10 protein-coding genes are annotated in these 12,344 nt (G+C 69.8%); 4 read left to right on the top strand and 6 right to left on the bottom strand.

Annotated features, from left to right (window positions below):
- The first annotated feature begins 270 nt into the window (after positions 1–270).
- From ACTWPT_RS29865 to ACTWPT_RS29850, 4 genes are all read left to right on the top strand, one after another.
- Positions 271–1,422 carry a hypothetical protein gene (locus ACTWPT_RS29865; protein WP_443180801.1) on the top strand — a complete coding sequence of 384 codons (1,152 nt, stop codon included), beginning with the start codon at positions 271–273 and terminating at the stop codon, positions 1,420–1,422.
- Entirely contained in the window at positions 1,419–2,738 is a 1,320-nt protein-coding gene (locus tag ACTWPT_RS29860) for a hypothetical protein (protein WP_443180800.1), read from the top strand. The genes ACTWPT_RS29865 and ACTWPT_RS29860 overlap by 4 nt, the downstream gene beginning before the upstream one ends.
- Positions 2,735–3,121: a FixH family protein gene (locus ACTWPT_RS29855; protein ID WP_443180799.1), complete on the top strand. Its 387-nt coding sequence runs from the start codon at positions 2,735–2,737 to the stop codon at positions 3,119–3,121. Before ACTWPT_RS29860 ends, ACTWPT_RS29855 begins: the two co-directional genes overlap by 4 nt.
- Positions 3,122–3,256: 135 nt before the next feature.
- Positions 3,257–5,272: an alpha-glucuronidase gene (locus ACTWPT_RS29850; protein WP_443180798.1), complete on the top strand. Its 2,016-nt coding sequence runs from the start codon at positions 3,257–3,259 to the stop codon at positions 5,270–5,272.
- Here the strand turns inward: ACTWPT_RS29850 and ACTWPT_RS29845 are convergent.
- The 6 genes from ACTWPT_RS29845 to ACTWPT_RS29820 are packed head-to-tail and all read right to left on the bottom strand — an operon-like array spanning position 5,269 to position 12,002.
- The gene (locus ACTWPT_RS29845; protein WP_443180797.1) at positions 5,269–5,955 is read right to left on the bottom strand and encodes a hypothetical protein; all 687 of its coding nucleotides are present in this window, start codon (positions 5,953–5,955) and stop codon (positions 5,269–5,271) included. The two genes, ACTWPT_RS29850 and ACTWPT_RS29845, sit on opposite strands and share 4 nt — an antisense overlap.
- Positions 5,952–6,137 (bottom strand): GH39 family glycosyl hydrolase, encoded by a 186-nt coding sequence (locus ACTWPT_RS29840; protein ID WP_443180796.1) that lies wholly within the window; start codon positions 6,135–6,137, stop codon positions 5,952–5,954. Before ACTWPT_RS29840 ends, ACTWPT_RS29845 begins: the two co-directional genes overlap by 4 nt.
- A 5-nt stretch (positions 6,138–6,142) precedes the next feature.
- The gene (locus tag ACTWPT_RS29835) at positions 6,143–7,780 is read right to left on the bottom strand and encodes an ABC transporter substrate-binding protein (protein WP_443180795.1); all 1,638 of its coding nucleotides are present in this window, start codon (positions 7,778–7,780) and stop codon (positions 6,143–6,145) included.
- Between the two features lie 27 nt (positions 7,781–7,807).
- Positions 7,808–8,683 carry a carbohydrate ABC transporter permease gene (locus ACTWPT_RS29830; protein ID WP_443180794.1) on the bottom strand — a complete coding sequence of 292 codons (876 nt, stop codon included), beginning with the start codon at positions 8,681–8,683 and terminating at the stop codon, positions 7,808–7,810.
- Positions 8,680–9,660, bottom strand: a complete 981-nt coding sequence (locus tag ACTWPT_RS29825; protein WP_443180793.1) for an ABC transporter permease — start codon at positions 9,658–9,660, stop codon at positions 8,680–8,682. Before ACTWPT_RS29825 ends, ACTWPT_RS29830 begins: the two co-directional genes overlap by 4 nt.
- Entirely contained in the window at positions 9,660–12,002 is a 2,343-nt protein-coding gene (locus tag ACTWPT_RS29820) for a beta-xylosidase/alpha-l-arabinosidase (protein ID WP_443180792.1), read from the bottom strand. Before ACTWPT_RS29820 ends, ACTWPT_RS29825 begins: the two co-directional genes overlap by 1 nt.
- Positions 12,003–12,344 lie beyond the last annotated feature (342 nt).

Here is a 12,344-nt window from a genome sequence, read left to right as displayed (position 1 = left end):
TGCCTGGGGGTCCCGTTCCGCCGGGACCACCGCTATGACGGCTCGGGGCGCGAGGAGGTGACAGGCCGGCCAAACATATGAGGGTGATACATGTCACACGGCGACGACGCCGAATATCGGTCACCGGCCGTGCATTGTCTCTTCGAAAAGAGTCACATTTAGGACGCAGCGCGAAATCGCCATTACTCAAAGCCACGTTCGGCGTAAATTCGCCACTGCGCCCTTATGCCAAGTCTGGAAAGATCGAACTCAGGCGAAGGGAGGCTCGAGATGGCTTTGGCGAATGCCGGAATTCGACGGTTATTGGTGGACACGGGTGAGCCGCGGACGTGGGTGTCGCCCCGTACTGATCTCGTCACAGCACTGCTGGGGGTGTGGTTCGGCATCGGGCTGATGATCGACGCCTGGGCGCATTCCAACCTCGACAGCGAGCTGGAGACGTTCTTCACGCCTTGGCACGCGGCGTTCTACTCGGGATTCGCGGCCGTATCCGGCTGGATCATCTGGCAGGTGTGGCGCAACGTCCGCACCGGCCGGCCGGGACTCGCGGCGGTGCCCCAGGGGTATCTGGCCGGGCTCGTGGCGGTGCCCGCGTTCGCCGCCTTCGGCTTCGCCGACATGATGTGGCACACCCTCCTCGGCATCGAGACGAGGGTCGACATCCTGTTCAGCCCGTCGCATCTGGGGCTGGTCACGTCGATGCTGCTCATCATCACCACGCCGCTCCGCTCCGCCTGGAACGCCCCCGACGTGGGCGCGCGGCCGACGCTTGGCCGGCTGCTGCCGGCGCTGATCGGGCTGGCGTTCGCGACCACGCTGGTGTCGTTGTTCCTGTCGTACGGCGACGCCCTGCAGTGGCGCGCCCCCCACATCGTCGAGGCCTTCTCCATCCTGAACGGCGGGGACGCGGAGCGGCTCGCCACGACGATCGCCCTCACCAACATCGTCCTGCTCGCGCCCGTGCTGCTGCTGGTGCGACGGTGGCGGCTGCCGTTCGGCAGCGTAACCATCATGTACGCGCTGGCGGTGCTCATGCCGGGCGCGCAGACGGCGTTCGAGAACGTGCCGATCCTGCTGGCCGTGGTGGCCGGGGGCCTCGCCGGCGACCTGCTGATTCTCTGGCTGCGCCCGTCGGCCGGCCGGCGCTACGCCTTCTGGGCGTTCGCTGGGTTGTCGAGCTTCGCCACCTGGTCGCTGTACCTCGGGTTCGCCTCGGCGACGGGCGGCGGGCTGCCCGACACGCCGGAGTTGTGGACCGGCGCGCCGATCGTGGCCGGGCTGATCGGGCTGCTGCTCGGGGCGCTGTTCCTGCCCAACGCGACCGGCCAGCCCGGCGCGGCGGGCCAGCAGGACGCGGCGGGCGTGACCAGCCCGGCCGGCCAGGCCGATCCGGTCGGACCGCCCGTCGACGACAGGGCATGATCCGGCTGCTGCGGCTGCTCTGTCTGGTCGCCGTGCTGGTGCTGGCGTGCGCCGCGCCGGCCGCCGCGCACAACGTCTCGGCGGGCGCGGATCTGCGGATCGCCCAGACGATCGCCGGCATGGAGGTCACCGTGGTGATCAAGGGCACCACGCGGGTGCCCGGGCCGCTGCGGATCGGCGTCATCGCCTTCGAGCCGGCCGCCGCCGTCCCCATCGATCTGCGGGTCCGGTCGGTCGAGGACGGCCGCGCGGTGACCGGCGTGGCGCGTCCGGCGCTGCAGGATCCGCACTACACGGAGCTCAGGGTGGAGCGGACCGGGCCGCACGAGCTCACGCTGCGGGCCGGGGACGAGGTCGCCGTGGTGCCGTTCCGCGTGCTCGTGGAGCGCGAGCCGTGGACGGAGTTCCTCATCTACGGCGGCTTCTTCGTGGCGGGATTGCTGCTGGTGGGCGGACTGCTCACCGGGGCTCTGGCGCGGCCGGGCCGCGCCATGGCGGTGTCGGGTGGCGCGGCCGTGGGGGTGACGGTCGCGGTCATGGCGATCGTGTTCGAGCCGATGCTGCCTGCCGGGCCACCCGACGGCGCCGCGCCCGTGGTCACGTCGCAGGCGCGAGGGCGTCCGTTCGTGCAGGGACGGGTGGAGACGGTGCCGGCGCGGCCGGCCGCGGGAGAGGAGTTCACCGTGCGGGTGGATCTCGTCGACGGGTCCACTGGGCGGCCCGTGGACGATCTCGCGGTCCACCATGAGGCGCTCGCTCACGTGGTCGTCACCAGCGCGGACGGGCGGTTCTTCCGGCACGTGCATCCCCTGCGCACGGCGCCGGGACGGCTGGAGGTCAGGCTGCGGGCCGAGCGGCCCGGCGCCTATGTGACGCACGTCGAACTGGAACGGGAGGACTCCGGAGGACAACTCCTCACCGGACGGTTCAGCGTCGGTGGCGAGGCGGACCCGGCCAGCCTCGGAGGCGGCGCCGCCACCAGTGCCGACGGCGCGACTCCCGGCACCGGCCGTGAGCCGGGCGCGCCGCCGCGGATGTCGCCTGCCGAGCCGGTCGTGGGCCGCCCGGTGACGGTCGAGGTCGACGCCCCCGGACCCGTGCGGCCGTGGCTCGGCATGGGCGGTCACGTGATCGTCCGCAGCCAGGACGGGGACTTCCTCGGCCATGTGCACGAGATGGGCTCCGGAGGTTCTCGGCTGCGCTTCACCTTCAGCTTCCCGGAGGCGGGGCGGTATCTCGCCTGGGCCCAGTACGCCCTGGCCGACCGCATCGTGACCGTCCCGTTCACCGTGGACGTCGCGGAGGCCGCCCGATGAAGCGGATCGTGATCGCCGTCGCCCTCGTCGTAGTGGTGGCCGTGATCTTCATCGTGGGGCGCAGCCGGGCGGCAGAGCCGCTCCGCGTGAGCAGCACGGGCGCCCGTTACGCCGTCACCGTCGTCATCGAGGAGCCGACGACGGGCCGCGTCTCGGTCGAGGTGCTGGTGACCTCGGGCGATCCGGGCTCCGTGGCCGTGTCGGCGGTGATGCCCGGCATGGGGCACTCCACGCCCGAAATCATCGCGCGGCAGGCCGGGCCCGGCCGTTTCGTGGCCGAGGGTGAGCTGTTCCCCATGTCTGGGGCGTGGGAGGTGTCGATCCGGCTGGACGGGCCCGCGGGCGAAGAGGTGCTGGTGGTCAACGCGCTGATCACCGGATAGGACGCCAACGGCACTGGGCAGACCCTAGGCGGTTCCGGCCCGCGGCGTACCTGGGCCTGGTCTGGCCTCCGCCCGCCTGACCGGTTTCGATAGATTCGTCCACGACCGATCATTGTGACGGGCCGGAGGAGCCTCGTGACCATACCTGAGCTGACCGACGTGCACGCGGCGTGGCTGCCGTCGGAGGCGTTCCGCGCGATCGGTTCGCGCCGGGCCCTCGTGCTCGGCGACGGCGCCCTGACCGGGACCGTGCACGACGAGGTCGCGGCGGCCTGCGCCCGCTACGGCGGCAGCGCCGAGCGGACCGGCGACGGCCCCTTCGATCTCGTGCTCGCGCTCACCACGGCCGGCCCGCTGCCACCGGTCGCGGCGGCGGTCGCGGCCGAGGCCGGGCCGATCGGCGAGGAAGGTCACGTGCTCGCCCGCCACGATGGCGTCACGGTCGTGCTCGCCAGCGCGCCGGCCGGCCTGCTGTACGGCCTGTTCCACCTGGTCAGGCTCGGCGAGCCGGCGTTCGAGGCGGCGCGGCCGGCAGAGCGGCACGAGCCCGCGATGCGGCGGCGCATGCTCGACCACTGGGACAACATCGACGTGCACCCGGTCATGGGACAGGTCGAGCGCGGCTACGCGGGCGGATCGATCTTCTGGCGGGACGGTGTCCTGCGCGACGACCTGACGCGGGTGCGGGCCTACGGACGGCTGCTGGCCGCCTGCGGGATCAACGCGATCGCGATCAACAACGTGAACGTGCACGCCACGGAGGCCCGCCTACTGACCGACCGCCTCGGCGAGGTGGCCGCGATCGCCGCCGAGCTGCGCCCGTACGGAATCCACGTGCACTTGTCCGTCACCTTCGCCGCTCCCATCGTGCTCGGCGGACTGCCGACCGCCGACCCGCTGGACGAGGGCGTGCGGCGGTGGTGGGCCGCGACCACCGCGCGGGTGTACGAGACGATCCCCGACTTCGGCGGCTTCGTGGTGAAGGCGGACTCGGAGGGGCAGCCGGGCCCGTTCGCGTACGGGCGCAGCCACGCCGACGGCGCCAACATGCTGGCCGATGCCCTGGCCCCGCACGGCGGGGTCGTGCACTGGCGGGCATTCGTCTACAACCACCGGCAGGACTGGCGCGATCGGTCGACCGACCGCGCCCGCGCCGCCTACGACCACTTCGCCCCGCTCGACGGGATTTTCCGCGACAACGCGATCCTTCAGGTGAAGTACGGCCCCATGGACTTCCAGCCGCGTGAGCCGGTCTCGCCGGTGATCGCGGCCATGCCCGCGACCCGCCTGGCGGTGGAGTTCCAGGTCACGCAGGAGTACACCGGCCAGCAGAAACATGTCTGCTACCTGGCGCCGATGTGGCGGGAGCTGCTCGATTTCCGGCCGTGGGGCCAGGACGGCCGCGACGTGGCCGGGGTCGCCACCGAGCTGGTCGCGGTCTCCAACGTGGGCGACGACCTGTATTGGACCGGGCACCCGCTCGCCCAGGCCAACCTGTACGCGTTCGGCCGCCTGGCGTGGGACCCGCGCCTCGCCCCTGACGCCGTCCTCGACGAGTGGATCAACCTCACCTTCGCCCCGACCGCCGAGCCGCTGCGGCGCACGCTGCACACGATCATGGACGGCTCCTGGCGGACCTACGAGCGGTACACGGCGCCGCTGGGCGTCGGCTTCATGGTCAGGCCGGGCCATCACTACGGGCCCGACGTGGACGGATACGAGTACACGCCGTGGGGGACGTACCACTTCGCGGACCGCGACGGCGTCGGCGTGGACCGCACGCGTGCCACCGGCACCGGTTACACCGGCCAATACCCGCAGCCGTGGTCCGACGTCTACGAGTCCCTGGAGCAGTGCCCGGACGAGCTGCTGTTGTTCTTCCACCACGTGCCGTACGGGCACGTGCTGCACAGCGGCTCGACCGTCATCCAGCACATTTACGACACCCACTTCGCCGGGGCGGACGAGGTGGCTGAGATGCGCACGCACTGGGACAAGATGGAAGGGCTGGTGGACCCGGCGCTGCACGCCCGGGTGCGGGAGCTGCTCGACGAGCAGCTCCGCTGCGCGCAGGAGTGGCGCGACCAGATCAACGCCTACTTCTTCCGCAAGTCGGGGGTGCCGGACGCGCAGGGCCGCCGCATCCCCTAGGTGGTGAACTCCTCCTGGACCTCGGCGATCATCGGCCGGCTGTTCCACAGCAGGGCCGCCGCGAACGCCGAGGCCAGGACGGCCGCCGCCAGCTCGGTGGCGACCATCGTGACGCCGGCCGCCACGACCAGCAGGGACAGGTTGCCCAGGGTCGCCTTGGGGAAGCGCATGAGGAAGAACGCGGCCAGCCGGGCCACATCCACGGCCCTGAACTCGAACAAGGAGGTGATCACCAACGCGTTGGCGACCCAGAGCATGGCCGCCACCGCGACGAGCACCAGCAGCACCGCCCACCACCCCGGAACCCCGGCAGCCGCGAAGTTCGCGAGGTTCGTCCCGATGACCGCCAGACCCGCCAGCCACGGGACCCAGATCTTCAGCACCCCGCGCACGTTGGCCTTATATCCGCGCCAGAAGGCCGCCGCCGGGTGCAGATCCGTCAGGTCCCGGCTGCGCCGGCGCACCGCGTAGAGCGCCGCGGACAGCGCGGGGCCGAGGGGCAGCGCGCAGGCCGCCGCCAGCGGCACGTTACTGGCGTCCCGGCCGAGCAGGGTCAGCGCGATCAGCCCGGGCGCGGCCGCGACCAGGAACATGCCCTCGACCACCAGCAGGGTGTAGATCAGCGCCGAGGCCCGCGAGAGCGGCCCTTCGCCGAACCCGCGCCCGGCCGTCACCTCGCTCATCGCCTCTCCTCTCCCAGAAAACCGTGGCTCCGGATGTGCCGGAAGCCGATCTCCCGCTGGACCAGCGCCAGTGACTCCTGGTAGTCGCGCCGCAGCGCGAGCTCGAAGCGGCCGGTGCCGACGCAGAAGCGCCAGGCCTCGGACAGCCGCCCCGAGGGCCGGTCCGGAACCACGATCCGCATCAGAATCAGCCGTGTTCCTTCTTGAACCGGTCGTAGGCGGTGTTGACGAGGTTGATGTAGGTGGTCATGTTCTTGCCCTCCAGCTCCTTGACGTAGGCGTCCCACTCGCTGAGGTCGCGCTCGCCGAGGATGAACTTGAGCGTCTGCTGGGTGACGAAGTCCTTCAGCGGCGTCTCCCACAGCGTGGCCTGCTCGCGCTCCACGTCGTTGAACGGGCGCGGCGGCTCGACCGGCCAGAGCTGCCTGGCGTTCATCACGTTCTGGAACGCCAGTTCCTCCTCGGAAAAGGTGGACTGCACCAGCTTGAGGGGGCCGCCGTAGGCGAACACGCCGTTGGAGAAGCCGAAGTCCTTCTGCAGGTGCTTGGGCGCGCCGGCGTTGAGCCCGATGAAGTCGATGTCCTTGGCCAGCGTGAACTTGCCGGAGGCGTCCTTGGTGTACGTCGTGCCCTCGACGCCCCACTTGGCGAACTCCTGGCCCTGGTCGGAGTAGTAGAGCCAGTCGATGAACTGCATCATGGCGACGAAGTTCTTGTTCTCCAGCGCCTTCTTGGAGATCATGACGCCGTTCTCGAGCCGGGTCTGGATCTTGTACTCCCCGACCGGTCCCATCGGCACCGGGATCTTGACGATCTTGGCGTCGGGGACGAGCTTGGTGAGCGTCGGCCGGTAGTCGTTGACCATCGACTGCGCGTTCGTGCTGATGACGAAGGACTTGCCGGAGTTGAACTTCTGCTTGGCCTGCTCGTCCTGCTGCGTGAAGCTCTCCGGGTCGAGCAGCTTCTCCTCCACCAGCTTGCGCAGGTACTCGATCATCTGCTTGTACTGCGGCATGGCGCCGGTGTAGGCGAACTTGCCGGCGGCGGAGTCCCAGGTCGCGTGCTGGTACTCCCAGCCGCCCTTGGCGCCGTAGGCCTGGGCCACGATCTTGAGCAGGTTGCCGCCCGGCGTGGGCACGCCCCACCGGTCGGTCATGGGGTATTGGTCGGGGTACTCCTTCTTCAGCGCCTTGAGCACGGTGTAGAGCTCGTCCCAGGTCTTCGGGATCTCCAGGCCGTGCTTCTCCAGGATGTCGGTCCTGACCGCCAGGGAGTAGTCCACCCAGGGGCTCTCATGGATGCCGGGCAGCAGGTAGAACTTGCCGTCGGCCTGCCGGAGGGTGTTCAGCTCCGGCTCCAGCTTCCACTTGGCGATCTTGTCCTTGAAGTTCGGCATCAGATCGAGGTAGTCGCTGACCGGCAGGATGGCGCCGGAGGCGACGAACGCCTCTTCGGACGGGTGGTAGGTCTTCGGGATGATGAGCGGGGCCTGCCCGGAGCCGACCAGCAGGCCGCGCTTCTTCTCGTAGTCGCTGAGCGGCACCTCCACCGGCTTGAGCGTCACGTTGGTCCGCTTGGTGACCTCCTGCCAGAGCAGCCAGTCCTTCTTGAGCGGGTAGAACGGGTTGTTGAGGTGAAGTAGGTCGAACGTGACCGGCTCGGTGGCCTTGAACTGCTGGCCGGCGGCGTAGCCCGCCATCGCGCCCGCCTTGTTCGCCGACATTTCGGCGCCCTTCTTCGGGGCCTCGTCCTCGCCGCAACCGGCGACGACGAAGGTGAGCGCACCCAGCCCGATGAGTGCCTGACGCCGGGAGATGTGCTGCATGGGGGGTTCCTTTCGGATGGACATCGGCTAGCCCTTGACCGCGCCGAGCATGACTCCGGAGACGAAGTACCGCTGGACGAAGGGGTAGACCGCCAGGATGGGAAGGACGGTGAGCATGATCGTCACCGCCTGGATGTTGGCCGCGGCCGCCGACACCTCGGACATCGCGGCTCCGGCGGACTCGGCGCCGGTGGCCCCTGCGATGAGGTTGCGCAGGTAGATGGTCACCGGGAACAACTCCTGCTCGTTCAGGTAGAGGAACGCGGTGAACCACGAGTTCCAGAACGAGACGGCGTAGAACAGCACCATCGTGGCGATGACCGCTTTCGACAGCGGCAGCACGATCCGCCACAGGATGCCGTAGGTGTTGAGGCCGTCGATGGCGGCGGCCTCCTCAAGGTCGCTCGGCAGGCCCTCGAAGAACGCCTTCATGACCAGGAGGTTGAACACGCTGATGGCGTTCGGCAGGACGATCGCCCAGATGGAGTTCGTCAGCCCGAGGCTGTTGACCAGCACGTACTGGGGGATCAGGCCACCGGAGAAGATCATGGTGAAGATGGCGACCCAGACGAGGACCGTGCGGCCCTTGAGGTGCTTCTTGGACAGGACGTACGCGTAGCACGTCGTCAGCACCATCGCGATGGCCGTGGCGACGACGGTGTACACCACGGTGTTGCGGTAGTTCGTCCAGAACATCGGGTCCGAGATCACGAGCTGGTACGTCTTGACGTTGAACCCGCGCGGGAAGAAGTTGACCTGTCCGGAGACGATGTAACGCTCGTCGCTGAACGAACGCGCGATGATGTTGACGAAGGGATACAGCGTCACGATCACGACGCCGGTCAGGATGACGGCGTTGACGCCCTGGAAGACGCGGTAGCCCCGGCTCTTGACGGTCGTCACCACAGGCCCGTCCCTACTGTGCGGCGGGAGATGAAGTTGGCCGACACGATCAGCACGACCCCGACCAGCGCCTCGAACAGGCCGATCGCGGCGGCGTAGCTCATGGAGCTGGACTCCACGCCCATGCGGTACAGGTACGTGGTGACCACGTCGGCGGTCGGATAGGTCAGCGGGTTGTACAGCAGCAGGACCTTCTCGAAGCCGGTGGCCATGAACGTGCCGAGGTTGAGGATCAGCAGCGTGACGGCCGTCGGGCGGATGCCCGGCAGGGTGACGTGCCAGATCTGCCGCCACCGGCTCGCGCCGTCCATCCTGGCCGCCTCGTAGAGCTGCTCGTCGATGGTGGTCAGCGCGGCCAGGTAGAGGATGGTGCCCCAGCCGACCGTCTGCCAGACCTCCGACGAGACGAAGATCGTGCGGAACCACTCCGGTTTCTGGATGAACGGGGTGGCCTCGCCGCCGAACGCCTTCACGATCTGGTTGATCGGCCCGTCGATGGCCAGCATCTGCATGACCATGGCGGCCACGATCACCATCGACAGGAAGTGCGGCAGGTAGGACACCGACTGCAGGAGCCGCTTGATGCGCCGGTTGCGTACCTCGTTGAGCAGCAGTGCCAGCACGATCGGCAGCGGGAAGCAGAACAGCAGGGTCAGTCCGCCGAGGATGAGCGTGTTGGTGAACACGGTCCAGAACGTGGGGTCGTTCAGGAACATCTCCACGTAGCGCAGGCCCACCCAGGTTTCGCCGAAGATGCTGCCGCCGGGCTCGAACTTCCTGAAGGCGATCACGTTGCCGAGCATCGGGGCGTACCGGAAGATCAGGAAGAACAGCAGCGGCAGGATCGCCAGCGAGTACAGCTGCCAGTCGCGGCGTAAGGCGTGCCGCCAGGTGCCCGGCTTGGCCCGTCTGCGCCGGCTGGGCTCCGGGCTGGCCGGGCGGGTGTCCCGCGGCGGATTTTCCAGCGTTGTGCTCATTATCCCGCGCCCTCCGCTGTGACGCCTGCTGTGGCCAGCAGCTTTCTGTCGTGCCCGACCTCGCGCTCGGCGCCGGTCAGGCGCAGCGGCACAGTCGCCGCCGTCTCGGCGCTGGAGCGGCCGAAGCGCAGCTCGACGTCGCCGGGCTCGACGATCCGCCGGCCGCGTGCCCCGGTGAACGACGTGACGTCGGCCGGGACGGTGAACGACACGCGCGCGGTCCGGCCCGGCTCCAGTGGGACGCGGACGTAGCCGACCAGGCGCACCACCGGCCTGGTCGCCTGCGCGATGGGGTCGTGCAGGTACAGCTGCACGACTTCGGTGCCGGGCCGCGAGCCGGTGTTGCGCACCGTGATCTCGACGGTGACCTCGCCGTCGACCGGCCACTCGGCCGGTCCACGCACGCCGGCCTCGCTCCACTCGAACGTGGTGTAGCCGAGCCCGTGGCCGAACGGGTACGCGGGCGTCGGGTCCACGGACGACACCTCCGAGCGGCGGCCCAGCGGCGGCGACAGGTACGTCGACGGCAGCCCGCCGGCGTCGCGCGGCACGCTGACCGGCAGCCGCCCAGACGGGTCGACCGCGCCGGTGAGCACCTCGGCGACGGCCTGGCCGCCCCGCTGGCCGGGGAAGAAGCCGTAGACGACGGCCGCGGCCGCGTCGGCGTCCGCATCCAGCGCGTACGGGCGGCCGGCGAGCAGCACCAGCACCACGGGGGTGCCGGTGGCCAGCACGGCCCGCACGAGCTCGGGCTGCACGCCCGGCAGGCGCAGGTCGGTGGCGTCGCAGCCCTCGCCGGAGGTGCCGCGCCCGAACAGTCCCGCCCTGTCGCCCACGGCGAGCACACACACGTCCGCTTCTGCGGCCGCGGCGGCCGCCGCGGCGATGCCGGAGATGTCGTCGCCGGTGATGTCGCAGCCCTTGGTGTAGGTGAGGTCCGGGACCATCCCGCCGAGGGCCTCGCGCAGCGACGGGATGTCGACCCCGAGCCCGTGTTCGGGGTGCGGGCCCACGTGAGCCGGGAAGGTGTAGCAGCCGAGCATCGCCATCGGGTCGTCGGCGACCGGGCCGACGAGCGCGACGCGCCGCCCGGCGGCCAGCGGTAGGATCCCGCCGGTGTTGCGGAGCAGGACGGCGGACTCCCGCGCCAGCCGCAACGCGAGGTCCTGCCCGGTCTCGTCATCGAGGCGCAGCCCTTGGACGTCCTCGGGAAGCGCTTTCCAATCGGCGTCGAGAAGGCCGAGCTCGGCCTTCTGCGTCAACACCCGGTGCAGGGCGCGGTCGATCAGCGCCTCGTCGATCTCCCCCGCCTTCACCGCCTCGATCAGCGGGGCGCCGAACGTGTCGACCGTCGGCAGCTCGACGTCGATCCCGGCACGCAGCGCGAGCCTCGCGGCGTCCCCGCCGTCCGCGGCGACGCCGTGCAGGCGCTCCAGGAACCGGATCGCGAAGTAGTCCGAGACGAGCGTGCCGGAGAAGCCCCAGTCGCCGCGCAGCAGCCCGGTGAGCAGCTCCTCGTCGGCGGCCACGGGCAGGCCGTCGATCTCGGCGTAGGAGTTCATGACCGACCGGGCGCCGCCCAGGCGCAGGGCCATCTCGAACGGCGGCAGCACGGTGTCGGCCAGCTCACGGCGCCCCATCGCCACGGGGGCGAGGTTGCGGCCGCCGCGGGAGGCGGCGTACCCGGCGAAGTGCTTCAGCGTGGCCACGACGCCGGCGCCCTCGATGCCGCGCACGTAGGCCGCGCCGATCGTGCCGACGAGGTACGGGTCCTCGCCGATCGTCTCCTCTGTGCGGCCCCAGCGGTAGTCCCTGGTCACGTCGACGACGGGGGCGAGGCCCTGGTGCACGCCGGCCGCCCGCAGCGTCCGGCCCACCTGCCCGGCCACCTCCTCGACCAGCTCGGGGTCGAAGGACGCGCCCCAGCTCAGCGGAGCCGGGTAGACGGTCGCCTTCCAGGCGGCGAACCCGGTCAGGCACTCCTCGTGCACCTGCGCCGGGATCCCGAACCGGCTGGCCGCCGTGATCTGTTCCTGGGACGCGGCCAGCGAGCGGGCGCCGGCGACGGGATCGACCGGCGCGGTCCCGAACGGGCGGGTCAGCTGGCCCAGCCCGTGGCGGATCACCTCGTTCCACTCCAGCTCACCAGGGGGGCCCGTCATGTCGGATTGGTGCGGCGCGACGCCTCCCCCTGAGGCATCGGCGCCGACCCACACGCCGACGAGCTGGGCCACCTTCTCCTCCAGCGTCATGAGCGGGACCAGCGCGGCGGCCCGCTCGGCGGGCGACAGCCGCGTGTCCTGCCACGGTGCGGCCTCATCGGTCGCCGGGCTCGTGTCCATTGGTACTTGGCCCCTCATGCCGTCCTTTCGACCGGTGATGACACCGAAACTTTCGAGGAGATTCGTTAATATTGCGGCAACTTAAGGGTCGCATTGAATCGTGTCAAGGGGTACCCAGGCCGTGACGTTGCTGCCGAAGTTGTTGCCGTTAGCGCGGGTCACAGGCTAAATATGAGCCGCTTTTCAACAACAACTTTCCGGAAACTTTCCGGCAATAAGGCTCGGAGAGGCCGCTGACAAGTTGCCGCTCAGGCGACGTGCCGGTGCGATCGGGACGAGGAATTACCGGCGGCTGCCTCGACTACGGCGTCGTGGCCCGCGGGAAGGTCCTGACGGGAGAGT

Source organism: Nonomuraea sp. 3N208 (genome assembly GCF_052245935.1).
Classification (GTDB): domain Bacteria; phylum Actinomycetota; class Actinomycetes; order Streptosporangiales; family Streptosporangiaceae; genus Nonomuraea.
This window is presented reverse-complemented; position numbering and strand designations above follow the sequence as displayed.